The organism is Paenibacillus ehimensis NBRC 15659, assembly GCF_004000785.1.
Lineage (GTDB): Bacteria > Bacillota > Bacilli > Paenibacillales > NBRC-103111 > Paenibacillus_G > Paenibacillus_G ehimensis.
Window position 1 is genome coordinate 180,197 of record NZ_BILX01000005.1, and the last position, 16,993, is coordinate 197,189.

The 16,993-nt window shown below is 52.9% G+C and carries 11 protein-coding genes and 1 riboswitch; all 11 genes read right to left on the reverse strand.

The features are described 5' to 3' along the window. Window positions 1-29: 29 nt before the first annotated feature. Window positions 30-1,205, reverse strand: a complete 1,176-nt coding sequence (locus tag PEH01S_RS05025; RefSeq protein ID WP_025844821.1) for a KamA family radical SAM protein — start codon at window positions 1,203-1,205, stop codon at window positions 30-32. 219 nt (window positions 1,206-1,424) lie between these two features. Beyond that, a riboswitch (cyclic di-AMP (ydaO/yuaA leader) is annotated at window positions 1,425-1,566 on the reverse strand. A 23-nt stretch (window positions 1,567-1,589) separates the two neighbouring features. Beyond that, window positions 1,590-2,822 (reverse strand): MFS transporter, encoded by a 1,233-nt coding sequence (locus PEH01S_RS05030; RefSeq protein WP_127484160.1) that lies wholly within the window; start codon window positions 2,820-2,822, stop codon window positions 1,590-1,592. A gap of 132 nt (window positions 2,823-2,954) precedes the next feature. Next, on the reverse strand, window positions 2,955-3,509 hold the full coding sequence (locus PEH01S_RS05035; protein WP_127484161.1) for a MarR family winged helix-turn-helix transcriptional regulator: 555 nt from the start codon (window positions 3,507-3,509) through the stop codon (window positions 2,955-2,957). 133 nt (window positions 3,510-3,642) lie between these two features. Next, entirely contained in the window at window positions 3,643-4,380 is a 738-nt protein-coding gene (locus PEH01S_RS05040) for an MBL fold metallo-hydrolase (protein ID WP_127484162.1), read from the reverse strand. Window positions 4,381-4,441: 61 nt separating this feature from the next. Next, on the reverse strand, window positions 4,442-9,082 hold the full coding sequence (locus PEH01S_RS05045; protein WP_281281417.1) for a helix-turn-helix transcriptional regulator: 4,641 nt from the start codon (window positions 9,080-9,082) through the stop codon (window positions 4,442-4,444). 152 nt (window positions 9,083-9,234) lie between these two features. Further along, the gene (locus PEH01S_RS05050) at window positions 9,235-12,726 is read right to left on the reverse strand and encodes an invasin domain 3-containing protein (protein ID WP_127484164.1); all 3,492 of its coding nucleotides are present in this window, start codon (window positions 12,724-12,726) and stop codon (window positions 9,235-9,237) included. Between the two features lie 14 nt (window positions 12,727-12,740). Beyond that, complete coding sequence (locus tag PEH01S_RS05055) at window positions 12,741-13,475, reverse strand: Ig-like domain-containing protein (RefSeq protein WP_127484165.1); 735 nt, start codon at window positions 13,473-13,475, stop codon at window positions 12,741-12,743. A 308-nt stretch (window positions 13,476-13,783) separates the two neighbouring features. After that, a complete protein-coding gene (locus PEH01S_RS05060) occupies window positions 13,784-14,248 on the reverse strand; it encodes a phosphatase PAP2 family protein (protein WP_164827680.1) in 465 nt (154 codons plus the stop codon). A 402-nt stretch (window positions 14,249-14,650) separates the two neighbouring features. Continuing rightward, window positions 14,651-15,175 carry a DinB family protein gene (locus PEH01S_RS05065; protein WP_127484167.1) on the reverse strand — a complete coding sequence of 175 codons (525 nt, stop codon included), beginning with the start codon at window positions 15,173-15,175 and terminating at the stop codon, window positions 14,651-14,653. A 98-nt stretch (window positions 15,176-15,273) separates the two neighbouring features. Beyond that, window positions 15,274-15,672: a RidA family protein gene (locus PEH01S_RS05070; protein ID WP_127484168.1), complete on the reverse strand. Its 399-nt coding sequence runs from the start codon at window positions 15,670-15,672 to the stop codon at window positions 15,274-15,276. A 358-nt stretch (window positions 15,673-16,030) separates the two neighbouring features. Continuing rightward, window positions 16,031-16,681, reverse strand: coding sequence for a class D sortase (locus PEH01S_RS05075; protein WP_127484169.1), 651 nt, complete (start codon window positions 16,679-16,681; stop codon window positions 16,031-16,033). Window positions 16,682-16,993 lie beyond the last annotated feature (312 nt).

Here is a 16,993-nt window from a genome sequence, read left to right on the forward strand (position 1 = left end):
CTTCCAGAGGATTGGCTGTTTTCGTTGGATTAGCTTGTGATGGCCCGTCGAGCCGCGGGAACCTCGGGCAGCTCGTTCACGGAAACAATGGCGTCCGTCTTCTTCACCGGCTTGTTCCAGTACCGCTCGTTCCCCGGCAAATCGTCGAACCAGGCGGCGTCCTCCGGACAATCCAGCACCATAAATTTGCCGTACTCCCCGTCCCGCGATTGATGGTATTTCAAGTAAGCTTTGCCATTGTCGATCGCCAATATCTCGATTTTTCCGGACGTATGGCTCATTGACAGACGTACCCTTTTTCCCAGACCGGAGGTTAGGGCTTTCGCTTGCTCGACAATATCGTATACTTTCTTCAAAGGCAGGACAAACTCGCTGTTCCCGGCCACCGGGCGGTTGACGAAGAAATAATAAGGCGTGACGCCGGCCCAGGAAAGCTTGTCCAGAAGCTCGCCCAATACCGCGGGATCGTCGTTAATCCCTTTCAGCACCGGAGTCTGGTTCACGACGATGGCCCCGGCACGATGCAGCGCCTCGAACCCTCTTTTGGCCTCTTCCGTGATTTCACGGGGATGATTGATGTGCGCCATGACATAGATGCGCTTATCCGCGGAGGAGAAGGTCCGGATGAGATCCAGCAGCGCTTCGTCCTCATAAATGCGCATCGGGTTGAACACGGGCAGCTTGGAGCCGAGCCGGATGATCTTGACATGTTCGATGGCCCGCAGCCTGCTCAAAATTTTGCCCAATCGCGCCGTCGACAGGATCAGACTGTCTCCGCCGGTCAGGAGCACGTTGTTAATCTCGGGATGCCGGGCGATGTAAGCGATTCCTTCTTCGACATCGGACATTGCTTCTTTCACATCGTTGCGGAATAATCGCTTGCGGAAGCAGTACCTGCAGTAAGCGCCGCACACTTCCGATACGAGCAGCAACGCCGTCGTCCGGTATTTATGCTGGCAGCCGGGAACGACATAATTCGTATCCTCGTCGGAAGCGTCCCACCGGCCGTATTCCAGCAGCTCGCCCTCGTTCGGGATGACAAGTTTTTTAATCGGATCGTCCGGATCGTTCCAATTAATGAGGCTCAAGTAATAATCATTCACGCGAAACACGAATTTCTCCGTAATGGGCTTAAGCTTCTCCCGCTCCTGAAGCGGGATTTGGGGAATTTTAGCCATATCGGTGATATATTTCGGCTGTGGCATGTCTTTTACCCTCCTCGTCATGGATGTAACTACACCAGCAGTACCGCAGGACACCTCCTTCTTCGCAATTTTCCGCAGATGGGCGAATAAAGCAAAAAGACCCGTACAGCAGCGCATCCCTGGGCACATCGTGCCGCAGTCAGGCTGGCTGTCGCGGGTCTATCCCTATCGAAAGACCCGCACAACGGGTCATTCATGCAATAAATTTGCACAAAAGCATGGACCCATCTACTGCTGACGAGGTTAGCTGACGGACTCGGGAAAGATGGTTCCCTACGCGTAAACTCATGCGATTCGCCCCACAAAATTGGTTCCCCCGCTTTCCAACTCGGAGAAGTTGGAAATTAAGCGTAATTTCATGATACACAACGGAAGTTTGTTTCGTCAACCGTTATGACCGGATCGGGAAATATTTCCCGCCTGTTCCTCAGGCGTCTCCCGGCGAATCAGCAATGCAGCCAGCAAGCCGATACCAAGTATGAGCGCCAGCAGCACAAAGGTCAGCACATAGCTGCCGCTTTCCATAAAACGAATGGAGAGGATCGGCCCCAGGCTTGTTCCGGCAAATAAAATAAACGTGTAGACCGAAACCGCAATCCCGCGCGATTTCCCTCCCAATTGCCCGACGAGCGAAACCAGCGCCGGAACGGCGATCGCAATACCCGCCACAAAAACCAGACTCAGCATAATCAGCAGAAACAGGCTGGACATTAACCCCAACGAAGCGAGCCCTGCCATCGCCAGCAGCAGACCACCGCGCAGCACCGCACGTACGCCGAACCGTTTGGATAAGCGTCCGGATAAAGGAGACAGCAGCATGCCGATCACGCCGATGGAACGCACATATAGAATTTCCTGCTTGGTCAGCCCGAAGTCCGGTCCGCTCAAGTAGCTGCCTAACACCGTGTACATGCTGACAAACGACATGAGCAGCACCAACGCGACGGCATAGCTGAGAAGAAGATTTTTTTGCGAAAATACGCTGCCGATTTGCTTCAAAGGTCCCCATATACTAGCGTGCGCTTGCTGAATTTCTCCTTTCGGCAGGAGCCGGGCAACCAGCAGCGCAGTCACGGCATAAGCACCGGCGAGCACATAAAATACCGCGTTCCACCCATATTGCTGGCTGATGAACCCGCTGACGACCTGCCCTGCGATTCCGGCAACCAGGAAGCCCGTGCTGATAAACCCGATCGTTGTCACCCGTTTTTCGGCGGGGAACATTTCCACCGCATAAGCAAGGGCTACCGGCGAGAACGTGGCTGCCGCAGCGCCTTGCAAGCCCCTCAGCACAAGAATCCAGAAGAAGCTGTCGGCCACGCCGAGCAGCAAGGAGACGACCGTCAACGCCATGAGTCCGATAACGATTACTTTTTTACGGCCGTATTTGTCCGATAGCGCTCCATAGATCAGGCAGCCAATCGCAAAGCCAAGGGAAAACACGCTTCCCGCAGCCGCCGCCTGCGTAGGGGTGACGCCGAACAGCTCGGCAAAGAGGGAGATCAGAGGAATCGTGACATACAGGCTGGACATTACCGCCATACCGGCCCAGCACAGCACCGCCGTCATTAAAGAATAGTTCCGCTTAGGAAGGGATGAATTCGCCAATTGCAACATAAAGCACCTCTTTCAAATTTCGAATAAATTAAGATCAAGCCGTCTCGATGCCCGTTTGCGGAAACTGCATATCATACAAGGTCTTGTATTCCAGTAAGTAGTAAGATAATCTAACTATTATTCTAAAAAAAATTATCTGCCTACCCCCACCCTTGTCTCGATATTCTGATGAAGCTTCTCCAAAATCTTCTCGAACACCTTGCGTTCCTCGCTATCCAGACCGTCAAGCAGCGAAGCGCACGTCGACCAAAAGGCCGGCAGTACTTGATCCACCAAGGCTCGGCCTTCCGGCGTGATGCCGACATGAATCATGCGGCGATCCTTGGCGCTTTGTTCGCGGGAAACCCAACCCCGTTTCCCCAGCCAATCCAATAGAGCCGTGACGGAAGCCCGGCGGATTCCAAGCCGGTCTGCGATGGCGGAAGGCGTGACGAGCTCTCTGCCTTCATGCAGCCTAAGCAGCAACAGCATATCCAGCTTGCTCTCGGTAATGCCATAAGGAGCTAACTCGACATCCATAACGTCCAGGATGTTATCGCTAAGCCATAGCATTAACAATCCCATGCGGGACGATTTGCGGTCCGCGTCCTGAGCTGCCGTTTTGTCCATAAGCTCCAAATAGGGTCCGATGCCCAACGCGGGCAGCTGTTGATCCGCTGTAGATTCATTCACCGTTTTTCTTGCCATGCGATCACCTTTCGCGGTAGCTTTTACGATAGTTAGATTATCTAACCATTACTATAGCTTATTTGGCACGGTCCTGCAAGCCTTAATCTTCCAGCTATGTCATAGTGGAGAAAGTCCGGGGCGCATGGCCCCGCTAAGACGTATATTCGTGAACGAGCTGCCGCAGCGCCTTCTTCACATCGCCGTGGAAGCATCCGCCATGATAACAAATAAGCCGTTCCACGTTGTAATCAAGCAGACGCCGCACGGAACGGACGGCCTCCTCTAAATCCAACGTAAATTGCGGATTCGCGATGTCCAGCTTCCCCTGCTCGATGACGACGGCGTCCCCGGCGATCAGCGTCCGGCTCGCGGGAAAATACAGCGAAATATGCCCGGGCATATGACCGGGCGTGTGCACGATCTCGATCCCGCCGCACCATGGCAGCCGCTCCCGATCGGCGACCGTCCGATCGACGGCAACCGGCTCGATCGACTGCAGAAAGCGAATAAACTGCTCCGCTTGCGGCTTCGCTTCTGACGGCAAGGCGTCGAACGTCGATTCGGCTTGCTCCAGCCTGAGCGACTTCTTCTTTCCTTCGACATACGGCGCTTCCAGCTCATGCGCGATAATCTCCATATGCGGGAAAGCCCGCTTCAGTGCGGCCAGCGGCCCCATATGATCCATATCGTGATGCGTCACAATCAGCTTGGTGATCGAACCCAGGCGAAAGCCGCAGCGGACGACCGCTTGTTCAAGAAGCGGCACAAAATCCGGATACCCGCAGTCGACGAGAATGACCTCGTCTTCGTCCTGAAGCAGCACCGGGGTAATCGTTTGCTTTTGTCCGCCGTATGCAAACTCGATATCGAGCAAATGACAATGGTTCATACCCTACCCTGCCTCCAAATTCAGCATTTTTGTTTTCCCTCTGTCCGGCAATGAAGCTGATTCAATCGAGCAATTGAAGCTCCTTCGCCTGAGCGATCGCTTTGGTCCGCCGGTTGACCTTCAGCTTCGTAAAAATATTTTTCACATGAACCTTCACCGTACCGACCGCCACAACCAGCCGCTCCGCAATCTCTTTATTCGACAATCCCGTGGCGAGTAAAGCGAGCACCTCCATCTCACGCTCCGTCAGAGGCTCCTCCATCGCGTTCGGCGTTCTTTGACGCCCCTTCCCGTCCTGCGGCCCGTTGTCATATTGGCCCAGCGACCGCATTAGCTCGCAAATATATAAGCTTTGTGCGGCCATGGCATGGAAGATACGAACCCGTTCCGGCGAAAACACGCCCGCCACAAAGGTATTTTCCAAATAAAGCACTCCAACCGACGCCCCGTGTACGGTCACCGGGATGCATAATGCAGCTTGGGGCCGATGCTTCAGCAGGTACGGATTGTGAAGCAGCCAGCTGTCTTCCGTCCCGGTATAATGGACTGACTCTTTCGTTCTGGAGACATAACGCGCCAAGCCGCTGGGCAATAGCTCGTTGTCCTCCAACGGCGTAAGCGCGCCGAAAACGTTCACCTCGTCATCGGCATAGACCCGGACATACAGCTCGCCCTGGGATTCCATAAGCAGCGCGCCTTTTTGCGCCCCGGCATAGTTCATCAAGGTGCCCATAATTTCCACCAGAACTGCTTCCAGATCCATTTTGTCCGCGATGGCCTGTGTCGCTTTGAGAATGGCGACCAGATCCATTCGCTCCGCAGCATGCGCCTCTTGGCGGATGCCGTCGTCAAGCGCTGCTGATTCCGCTTCCGTATCACTGCTTTGCTCGTTAGGCGGCAAGCTCTCGGCCGTCCCGGAACCGCGCAGCGAGTGAAGCCGCTCTTCCAACGGCCGGGCTTTTACACGTATCCCCCACTGCTTATATCCTTCCATGGCAGCCTGCAAATAAAAGAAGGCGATCTTCGCTCTCCCCTGGCTTGCGTAATAATTGGCCGCCAATTCATAGGCCACGCTCTCCATCTGGATATTCCCTCGCTCCTTGGCTTCCCGAACCGCTTTGTCATACATCGCCTCGGCTGCCGCGTACCGTTGTGCAACTTTGGCCCATTCGGCTTCAATTAAATACAGCTTCGACAGGAAATTATCCGGACTCCATTTGACCCAGATTTTAAATCGGCGGACAATTTGTTTTACACGTTTCACCTTGTTATTTCCGCCTTGAAGCATGCCGGGGTCGGACAACAGCGCAAGCGCTTCATAGAACAGACATTCCGGCAGATGAGGCAGATGGGTGGCGTACGCGGCAAATTTCTCCGCTTGCCGCGCCCACTGCGCGGCTTCGTCATACCTGCCATGGAAGTAGCATAATTGCGTCTTGTACGTGTTGTATTGAAACAAAGTGGTCGAGAAGGTCTCCTCGGAATAAATATGCTCCAGGAACCGTTCTTCCTCAAAATCGTTATCATTAAAAGAACAAGGCTCCGCCGTTTCCCCTTGCAGCGCCAATATGAATTGACGATACAGATGAAAATTTTGCAGCACAAACTCATCCTTCGTTTCCGCCAGCACAGTCAAATATTCCGTAATTTTCTTGGAAAGCACATCCAGCGGCGCTCTTGTATACAAGGAATTGATATGCGCCCCCATCGAATAGCTCGAATACACGTAATCGCCCGATTCCATGCCGAAACGAAGTGCTTTCTCCAAGTATACGTCCCCTTCGTCCGCGCTTCCGACGAACTGGCAGAGCACTCCTCCGAAAATCATATGCGTGATCCCTTTGACCGAAGTCACATTGCAGCGCTCGGACAGCTCCAGGCCGACCTTGGCCAGCTCGTAGCCCTTCGCGTATTTTCCCAGCGCAATCCCCAGAAACATGCCGTACACCGAGTAGACAGCGGCAGAGACGGGCGTATTTCCGTACTTCAACGACAATTGAATCGCTTGGCATACGAGCAGAAAAAACACGTTCTTATTGGTAAAAAAAGTAGATGCCAGGATCGCAAAAATCATATGGATAGCAGCGATCCGGTTTTTATCCGTCATCTCCGGCAGGAAGGCAAGCCGGTTATAATCGCGCCGAACCCGCAGCTCTACCCGCAAAACCTCCGAAAAAATGGCGGACTTCGAAGGGGCGGGCGCGATGTCGATTTGGAACTCCTTCAACCCCTGCAAGCCCAGAACGGTAGCTTCTTGATACTTGCCTAAGTTAATGCATTGCGTAATCCGGATCATCCATGCTCTGGCCCGTTCGATGGGATTGCGCGCTTGGAGCAGCAAGCGGTCGACCAGTTGTTCCGTCTCCTCGTGGTTCCCGCACAAATACTCGCATTCGGCACGCTCCGCATACAGCTCGAAGCACAACGCATAATGCCGGTCCCAATCACCGGCGCTTAGCAGTGCAGTCCCTTTTCGAAAAAAAACCAACGCGATATCGAAGGCTGTCGATATCTTTGCCCGCTTCCCGGCAGCGAGATTCATCTCCATCAGCCCAATCCGTTCTTGCCGGTCCTCGATGACTCCCGAACCTATATTGAGGTGGTGGACAGCCGTGAAAAAATCTTCGGACTGCTCGCCGTTCAGCTGTCTCATCCATCTGCCGATTGAAAGATGCGTGCGCTGCCGCGTTTCGTCATCCATCCGGTTATATAACATTTTCTGGAAGTTGTCGTGCAGAAACCGATAGCGGTCGGAACCTGACGACGCAATTAAGCCTTCATCAAGGGCCGATGACAAAATCGATACAACGGTCTCCACCGGCCGCCCCGAAACCTTGGCAATCAAAGCGGCATGAAACTCGCTGCCCGTGCATGCCGCAATTCGGAGCAGCTCCTGAGCCTCGCCGGAGAGCCGAAGCAGCTTATGCTTCATCAGCTCATGAACCGTAAAGAACGGCTGCCGCTCCAGAATCTGCCCCAGGTTCCAATGCCAACGCCGGTCCTCACGACGATAGCTCAAGAGCCTGTCATCTTGAAAGCGTTGAAACATTTGCTTGAGATGAAACGGGTTGCCTCCGGACTTGTGGTACAGCACTTCGGTGAGAGGCAGCGCTTCATCGGCATCGCAGTTTAAGGCATCCACGACAATAGGATTCACCTGTTCCAAGGTCAACGCGCGCAGAGGGATATGACGGACCATGACCTCTTCGGTAACGCTTCCGTCCTCCTCATACCCCGGAAGCTTCTTCGGCTCCGGGTCTGTGTCGCGATAGGCGCCGACAAACATCAAATACTGGCTTTCCGGGTCGCACAGAAGCGAATGAACCAATTGCAGAGACGAGATATCGGCCCACTGCAAGTCGTCGATAAACAGGACGAGCGGATGCTCCTTCGAGGCCAGAGCTTGAACGAATTTGCGAAAGGCATGAATAAACCGCTTCTTGGCTTCATCCGGAGGCAGCTCTTCGACAACCGCGAACTCGCCAATCAGCAGCTTGACTTCGGGAATGATCGCGGCAATGATGGCTTCGTTTGAGCTTAAGGCGTCGCGAAGCTTATTTCTCCATGCTTCGACCTGCTCCGAGCTTTCTCCGAGCAGATGGCGCAGCAGACCGCGAAAAGCCTGGATAATCGGGTAATACGGGCTTTCCTTGGAAATTTGTTCGAACTTCCCCGTGATATAGAACGCCCCCCGCAGATGCGTTTTCTGCCGAAGGAACACTTCCTCCAAAAGACTCGTTTTTCCTATGCCCGCCGGACCCGAAACATAGACGATTTCCGTTGCTCCGCAGCAGGTCGATTGGAAGGCTTGGGACAGCAGCGAAATCTCGTCTTCCCTGCCATACAGCGCGGCTTTCATCCTGAACGGCTCGTACATGTCTCCGATTTTGTTCAAATCGGCTATTAACGCATCGCAATGGGGGTAGCGGTTTTCTGCGTTTTTTTCCAACAGCTTCATCACGATAGAGACAACCTTGGAATCCACGGGCTGACCCGGATGGATGAGAGGCAGCGGCGATTGCGCCAAATGGGCATGAATCCACTCCAGCGGCTCTGTCGCCTTATACGGCAATTGCCCTGTCAGCATCTCGTAAAATACGATCCCCAAACAATACAGATCGCTTCGTTCGTCAATCTGCCGCTGCATTCTGCCGGTATTTTCGGGGGAAGTGTAAGGGAGCCGGTCTATATAAATGGGCAAATCCTCTTGACGAAGCGGCTTGTCCGTACCCATGCGTTGAGCATGGCCAAAGCCCGTCAACGACACGTCCAGCGTACCCGGATGAATCAAAATATGGTCCGGCCGCAGATCCAGATGGAGAATACTGCGGCGATGAAGCTCCCTGACGCGTGCGGCGATTGCGCCGGCCAGTTGAACAAAGGTGTCTTGATCGAGGCCGCCGCTCCTGCTCAAGTACTCCCTTAAGGAGGTTCGCCCGTCGTCCGCGAGCACAAGAGCGAGCGAGCTCCCGAATTTCCGCAAAGCAATCGGCTTCACGATACCTTCCAACTGTAAATTTTCGGTGATCTCGAATTCACGGCGAAGCATGCCTTGCTCGGCAGCAGCGCCTTCTTCGCTTATGGCCGTTCGGACAAGTACAGGGTTCAACGGATCGTAATCTGAGAGAATCCCCCGGTACAGCCTCATACGGCTGTCTTCGCTCACAATGCCTATCACTTGGAATTCCAGATTAGGATTCATGTCCGACACCCCTAGTGCACTCCTTGATAAACTTATTTTAGAAACCATCAGAGAAGCAAGTCAACCCTTCGACTGTCGATAGACAGGTGGAACGCCATGCTTCCAAGCGCAATAAAAGAGACGGGCCATGTCGACCCGTCTCTTCCTCCTGCTTATCCATCAATGAATCCCGCTTTCAGCAGCATCCGGTAAATGAGCACGGCCGTCTCGGCACGAGTTAATGGCTTCTGCGGCCGCAGCTCCTCTCCATACCCATTCACCAATCCCGTGTGAATGGCGGTCCGCATCGCCTCGTTCGCCCAGCCGCCAATCTGACCGCGGTCGGCATAAACGGTCAGATCCGCTTGCGCCCCGACATAGCCTGCTGCCGGGTCGGCATCGGCCAGCCGCAGCGCCCGAACGATCGTCACGATCGCTTCTTGCCGCGATACCTTCCGGTCGGGGCCGAATGCGCCGTCCTCGAAGCCATCCATGATACCGTATGCCTTCACGGCCGCTGCGACCCCGCTGTACCAGCTCGTTTCGCTTACGTCCCGGAAGCCTGCTCGATCTCCTGCTTCCGGCAGGCCCATCGCTCTTGCAAGCAAAGCGGCGAGCTCGGCCCGGGTAATATCCGCTTCGGGAGCGAATCGGCTATCATCTGCGCCATCGACGATCATTCGGCTGTTCATGCTGCCTATTTCGGCAGCCGCCCAGTGCCCCTGAATATCCGTTAATTTGGACGTTTTGACTACCGGTACATAAACGCTGTTCGTGAGACTATGGATGACGGCGGCCTGTTGCCCGTCTACTTTGGTAAATTTCGTCGGCACCGGACGCGCACCGAGCTTCCCGTCCCAAACGACGACCGTTGAAGCCTTGCCGGCAAAGTCCTTAGGCAAGTAAAGAACCCTTTCCACATAACGGCTGAAACCGGAAATCTCGCGTTTCTCGCCATGACGCACTACTTGAACGGTAAAATGAACCGGGTCAGCGGCCAACTGGAAACCGCCCTTAGTCGCGGCCTCTTGAAGTCCCGGTATCGCTTTGCCCTTGCCAAGCTCAATCGTCAGCCGAGCTTCCGCATCGATCGTCCAATCGGACTCCTGACGCGTTAATTCATCCACAGGCATGCGATATTGGCCCTGCCTGGTTTTCAAAGCAAGAGTATCCGCCTTCCCGGCGAGGAGTTTGACAGCCTTGCCCGGAAGCCGCAGCGTTACTTTGCCCGCCTCATCCTCAATGGAAATCGCCAGATTTATGCTCGTCGCAGCGGATAGCGAATCAAGTACCTTCTTCAGCGTATCCGCATCCAATAGTACTTCGACAGACCTCGTTCCGTTGGCATCGACTTCGAATGAGGCAATCCCCGACACCTTTTGACCGTTGATCCAAATCGGCAGCGTATGGTGTGGCGCTGGCGGGCTCGGTGAGCCTGCGGTACTCGAAGTATCCGTCGAGCCGGACCCCGAATCGGAATCCGAACCGGATTCAGAGCTTGCAGCCGAACGAATGACGTTGAGCAGATACGTTTGAACCGTACCGTCCTGCGCCTTGACCTTGGCCTCAAACGTATTTTTCCCGGTCTCAAGGGAATATTCGCGGGTCTCGCTCGCGGTTACCTGCAATCCGTTCACATAAACGTCGGAATAGACGTCCGAGGGGATCAGCTTCATTTTCAAACCATACACCGCATGACTTACATCTATCGTATAGGTTGTGATCCCCGGGTTAAAATCGAATTTCACAGCTTCTCCCAAGCCGGTAAGCTGCCAGCCGGTCAAATTCGCATTGCCGCTCAGAGGAACGATGTTCTTCACCTCGATCAGGCTGACGTTCGCATTGCCGGCTGTGTCTGCCACATAGACCGAATAAATCCCGTTTTCTTGTACCGTAAAACGCTGGTCCGTAATTTCCGTGCCCTGCTTGTCAAAATACGAGACTGGATGATTTCCCGCTGCCCACTTGATCGAGGATACACGATTAAACTCGCCGTATACCGATGCCGATACGGTAACCGTCACGCTCCCGAAGGTTGGAGCCATAGGCTCCGCTTGCAGCCTGATATTCGGCGGCTGGTCGTACGTGAACGTAATGCTAACGGTCTGGTCCAGCGCTAGACCGCTTGTTTCTTCCTTGGCGACATAAGTCACGTTCTCTGCCGCCGTATTGCTCACCGCGAAAGTAGCCACCCCCTCCGGACCGGTCCATCCGTACACCTGATGGATCACCGATTGTCCGCCTTTCGCTTGAAGCGTCACCCGTTTTCCCGCGAGCGGATGATCGTAATCGTCCTTGAGCTTTACGAAGATGGAAGATCTGCTGTGACCATCCGCTCGGACGACGAGATCGCTTGCAGTAACGGTAGAACGGGATGCGCTCACCTGACCGGGAACAAACTTCACGCTGGCGGTTTGGGCAATCGCAGCGCCACCGACCTTCGCGCTTATCGTTGCGGTGCCCGCCGTCGTCGGAGCCGTCAGCGTCGCCGTATAGGTGCCATTTCGATGATCCGTTACAGCGCTAACCGTGCCTAACGTCGAGGCGATGGCAACCGCCGCTCCTCCCGTCATCAAAGCGTTGCCATGCGCGTCCTTGAGTCTAACGGTAACCGTCGTCTGACTTGTTCCGTCGGCAGTTAAGGAAGCGTCGCCCGCTTCCACCGTGCTCGTCGCTGTCGACGGTGCTCCCGGCACGAACTGCACGCTCGCCGTTGAGACGATCGGACTGCCCCCGACCGTTGCGCTTACCGTTGCAGTGCCCACCGTCGTCGGAGCGGTCAGCGTCGCTGTATACGTGCCGTTTTGCTGATCCGTTACAGTGCCGACCGTGCCCATCGTCGAGGCGATTACAACCACCGCTCCTCCGCTTGTCAAGGCATTACCGTGCGTGTCTTTCAGCTTGACGGTAACCGTCGTCTGACTCGTCCCGTCCGTAGTCAAAGACCCGCTTCCCGCTTCCACCGTGCTCGTCGCTATCGACGGCGCTCCCGGCACGAACTGCACGCTCGCCGTTGAGACGATCGGACTGCCCCCGACCGTTGCGCTTACCGTTGCAGTGCCCATCGTCGTCGGGGCCGTTAGCGTCGCTGTATACGTGCCATTTTGCTGGTCCGTTACAGCGCTAACCGTGCCTAACGTCGAGGTGATCGCTACCGCCGCTCCTCCGCTCGTCAAGGCATTACCGTGCGTGTCTTTCAGCTTGACGGTAACCGTCGTCTGACTCGTCCCGTCCGCGGTCAGGGAATCGTCGCCTGCTTCCACCGTGCTCGTCGCTGCCGACGGTGCTCCGAACACGAACTGGACGCTCGCCTTCGACGCTATCGCAGCGCCGCCGACCGTTGCGCTTACCGTTGCAGTGCCCACCGTCGTCGGAGCCGTTAGCGTCGCTGTATACGTGCCATTTTGCTGATCCGTTACGGCGCTCACCGTGCCTATCGTCGAGGTGATCACAACCGCCGATCCTCCCGTCATCAAAGCGTTGCCATGCGCGTCCTTGAGTCTAACGGTGATCGTCGTCTGACTCGTCCCGTCCGCAGTCAAGGACCCGCTTCCCGCTTCCACCGTACTCGTTGCTGTCGACGGCGCTCCCGGCACGAACTGCACGCTCGCCGTTGAGACGATCGGACTGCCCCCGACCGTTGCGCTTACCGTTGCAGTGCCCACCGTCGTCGGAGCGGTCAGCGTCGCGTATAGGTCCCGTCTTGGTTATCGGTTACAGCGCTAATCACGCCTAACGTCGAGGTGATCGCAACCGCTACCCCCCCGGTCGCCACAGCATTGCCCTGCGCGTCCTTCAACTTCACGGTAACCGTCGTCTGACTTGTACCATCGGCTGCCAGAGTGGGCTGGGCGCTGGTAACCTCGCTCTCTCCCGGGGATATCGAATAGTCTGCAATCATGTAGGTCCTGAAGGAAAAGTCATATCCTGGTATTATCGTGCCGCCTCGTTTATAGGAATCGCCGGTGGTGCCGTACCATCCAAAACCCGCATTGCTTCCCCCATTTTCCGTAGAGGCAACCATTCGATACATCGTATCTTTTTTCAAGTAAGGCGATGCTCCGGAGAAATCGAACGTTACCCAGCCTGGGTTGTACGACGTCAGCTCTGCTGCAGCAAGCGGCGTCCCAAGATCGCCTTCTTTATAGATACTCAACCGCAGTGCCCCGGTTCCGGCGTAATATTGGAATACATTGACTTCAATTTTATTGAGATTACCGGTAATGGCAGGAGTAAATGTCTGATATCTGGGATAATCACGGTTAGCAAAAACATTTCCGTTATGATTGGTCTGCATTTGATCCAACACAGGCGACTCCGCGCCAAGCACATCCCCGCCGGGACTCAATCCCAAAGTAAGCACAAAGACAAGAATCATCGCAATCCATCGCTTATTCCGCTTCATGACTTCCATAATATACCTCCGTCTTACTCTCGATGCTATAGTTTTTTTTCAAATGTTCCATAGCTTTAACTCATAAAGTAGGTGCATCCTCCAACAATCAGCGCCGCTGCGAAAAAAATACCGAAGAACCATTTGGTGAATTTTAAGCTTACACTCCCGCCGTCCCACCAAACGCTAAAGAAGATCACACACCCCAAAACTATAATGCTAATAAAAGCAATAAGGGCATTTCCCATTTTTATTCACCCGGATCTCTCCCCATTTTTCTGCCATAAATCATAAGCGGTGTTAATTAAATAGGCAGCGCGATTTTGTCGCTACATGGATAATCTCACATTTTTATCACGCGAATCAGAGAGATGTTTAAACACTGCGATAGACAGCCACAGCCAAGCGGCGCCGGCCAGCATACCGCCGATGACGTCGCTCGGGTAATGTACGCCCAAATAAATTCGGCTCAGACCAACGCAAACCATCATGAAGATCGCCGCTGCCGTGAGCGCGATTTTCCCTGCGCGGCTTAATCGAGGGATCCATAGCAGATAAACGATCACGCCATACAAAGCCACGGCAGTAACCGACGACGAGCTCGGAAAAGAAAACCCGTCCTCCTCCATGAGCCGATGAACGCTTGGTCTCTCGCGACCGAATAACGATTTCAAAACATTTCCGATTAACGCAGAACCGCCAATCGCCGCAAGAAATAAAAAAAGCCCCTTCCGCCGGCCCACAAAAACATACAGCACCACGATCATCCCAAGCGAAAGCACAATAACCGGCATGGTGGACCCCACCCAACTAAACCCTTTCATAACCCGAGTCCATCCCTCAGACTCCCAGCTCTGGACAAAGGACGAGAAGCCTTGATCAAAAGCGGAAAGCCGATCTCCCTTAACCGCCAGCGCAATCAACCCGAACCCACAGGCCGCAAGCAGGCTCAATATATACATATATGGAACATTTGACCTATTCAAGCTCTGGCGACCCCTCCATCGAAAAATCCTTCAAACATCGCATACCGCACTTCATAAGCTTAACAATAAAGCGGACACCGCCATGCTTCCATACCTAAAAAGGGGTATTTATTTTTTTCCACTGCAGACGGCGCCATGTAAAAAGCGGCAGTCAAAGACTCGAAAGGAAAGTCTTTAACCTGCCGCTGTAGCCGATCATTCCTGCTGTCGTTATTTGTTTAATATGCCTAAATATTGTATCCATGGCCCCACGTCGGCCCGGTATCTCTCCGCCATGACCCGAACGATCTGAGCCATGTGCGTTAAATCATGAACAACCCATGTGGACAGCAATTCCCTCAGCTTCACTGCACCAAATGCAGGATGCAAACCCGTCAATTCGAGATGCGCTTCAGGGTCAATAAGCTCCTTAAGCTTGGCTATATTCGTGGCTCTTATCGTTTTGAATTCATGCAGCTTTTGCTCAAGCGATTTTTCCGCTTTTTCATTCAAGTGGGTATAACGGTCAAATGGAGGAAACGGTTTGCTTTCGCCTTCCTGAAGAATAAACTCCAGCCTCGGGACCCAGTTCGTTTTCTCTCCCTCCATCAGGTGCTCAATCACTTCCGTGACATTCCACGTACCTTCGCCTTCATTGCACTGCAGCCATCCGTCCGATAAACCGGATAACATATACTCCAACGTTTGCGGCGTGCGCTCCAGAACCTCAATTGCTTCTTTCAAATTAAAATTCATACAACGGCTCCTTTCTTCCCCGCTAGTTCAAGAATATTTAACAAAAATCCCACGTTAAAGCACGGCTTTTACGTGGGGGGGTCGATGAGAGAGTTGATTTAGATTTTAGCTGCCCATAGTTCAATTTCGATTTTGATTTCCGGCAGCCCTAATTCGGAGATATAGCCAATCGTCATTGCTGGATAATGACCGCCGAACAACTCATCCCATTTGGCATAAAGATAATCCCAGTCAATTTTTTGGGTAGCCCATATGTTAATCTTAATAATATTTTCTGCCGTTAATTCCTCAGCATGTAAAATGGTTTTAATGTTGTCGAACGTATTCTTGATTTGTTCGTTCATATCATCCGGAAGGTTGCCATTTCGACCTACGCCGATTTGACCGGAAGTAACATAAAGCTCGGCGTTTCTCGGGATTTTTGTAATGTGGGTGTAGTTCCCTACCGGATCGGGCATCCCTGCCGGATTTTTTCTAATGATCTTTTTTTGTTCCATTTAAATCTACCTCGCATTCTGTAATTTCTACCATTTTTAACCATCACTTTTAGGCACACTTCACCCGTAAAATGAATTCTAGAAAAAAACGGCAGTAGAGTATCCGTATCCACAAGAGATAAACTTTAAAGTTTTTTTCTTCATGGAACGAGAACTCCTTTCTTTTAAAATGCGAAGTGAATAACTTGATTAGAATATAATCCAAAATCATTGATTGTGTCAATTTTAACCATTGGGTTTTCCATTTTGTAAAAGTACTACAAAGAGCCGACCGGCTCCCTATCGGAATTCGGACGGCTTCAACAATCATGTTCGTTACAACCGGCGCAAAATGCAGCATTGGTCGAACTCAGAAAATTTAGATGGACTCATCGCTTTTAACCGGATAAGCGTATAGTATATAACGTTCCGGTGCGTCTCCTACAAAGCGGAACGGGTAGCAGGTCGTAACGACCAACGCCTCTGTCCCCATGGAACGAATAACCGTGGTATCGTCTTTATCTACGATATCTGTTTTGGTAATTTCATACTCAAATGTACCGTATGGCAGTTTGACGATAAAACGGTCCCTTATCGCCAGCTTATCGAAATTTCTAAAAACGGTATCCCGATGCCCGGACAGAACGATTTGCTCGCCATCCGAAGGAAATACGCTTGTGCTGTAATGGCCGACGCCTTTTTTAAGCATCTCCTCATCCGTACCTTCAATGATAGGAAGCTCGGCTTCCAGCTTCGGGATTTGCAGCACTCCGATAACATCGTTCGGTTTAGGATTGAACGTTTTTCTGTCGATCAGAGGCTCTGGGGTGGGCACGGTTTCGGCCACGGTTTCCAGCGGTTTATACGGTTCCTCTTTGGAAAGCTCTCCTTTGTACGACGAATGAATTAAAACGTTCGCTTCTGCCATCGCCTTTTTCATGCTCGTTCGATGCTCCGCATATTGCATAACGGCCAAAGAAAGGAAGATCGCGCCGGATATCGCGAGTATAGCTCCAAGTATCTTTCGCATGTTTTCCCTTCCCGTTTCCACAGTCTGGTTGCGTCCATCATACCCGCATTTAGAGGAGAAAAGCAACCACGTTCCTCCGAAGAGAATGTGATTGCTTTTCCGTCAGGGGACGACAAGGGGCATTATGCCGCTGGTCAGGTTGTCGGACAGATTGGTGACATCAGCTTGATTGATTGTATTGAGCTTTCTGATCCTTCCGATACAGCTATTAAGTGTTTTCGATATGTATCACGCCAAAAAAGAAAGAAAGTCCCGATGAAATATTCATCGGGACTTTCTGAGCGGTTCATAACTTTTTTACTGGTTCACAAC

Coding starts and splice junctions, on each gene's coding strand:
- PEH01S_RS05075 (WP_127484169.1), bottom strand. CDS start 16,681: ATGCGAAAGATACTTGGAGCTATACTCGCGATATCCGGCGCGATCTTC.
- PEH01S_RS05025 (WP_025844821.1), bottom strand. CDS start 1,205: ATGCCACAGCCGAAATATATCACCGATATGGCTAAAATTCCCCAAATC.
- PEH01S_RS05040 (WP_127484162.1), bottom strand. CDS start 4,380: ATGAACCATTGTCATTTGCTCGATATCGAGTTTGCATACGGCGGACAA.
- PEH01S_RS05070 (WP_127484168.1), bottom strand. CDS start 15,672: ATGGAACAAAAAAAGATCATTAGAAAAAATCCGGCAGGGATGCCCGAT.
- PEH01S_RS05035 (WP_127484161.1), bottom strand. CDS start 3,509: ATGGCAAGAAAAACGGTGAATGAATCTACAGCGGATCAACAGCTGCCC.
- PEH01S_RS05065 (WP_127484167.1), bottom strand. CDS start 15,175: ATGAATTTTAATTTGAAAGAAGCAATTGAGGTTCTGGAGCGCACGCCG.
- PEH01S_RS05060 (WP_164827680.1), bottom strand. CDS start 14,248: ATGCCGGTTATTGTGCTTTCGCTTGGGATGATCGTGGTGCTGTATGTT.
- PEH01S_RS05030 (WP_127484160.1), bottom strand. CDS start 2,822: ATGTTGCAATTGGCGAATTCATCCCTTCCTAAGCGGAACTATTCTTTA.
- PEH01S_RS05045 (WP_281281417.1), bottom strand. CDS start 9,082: ATGAATCCTAATCTGGAATTCCAAGTGATAGGCATTGTGAGCGAAGAC.
- PEH01S_RS05055 (WP_127484165.1), bottom strand. CDS start 13,475: ATGGAAGTCATGAAGCGGAATAAGCGATGGATTGCGATGATTCTTGTC.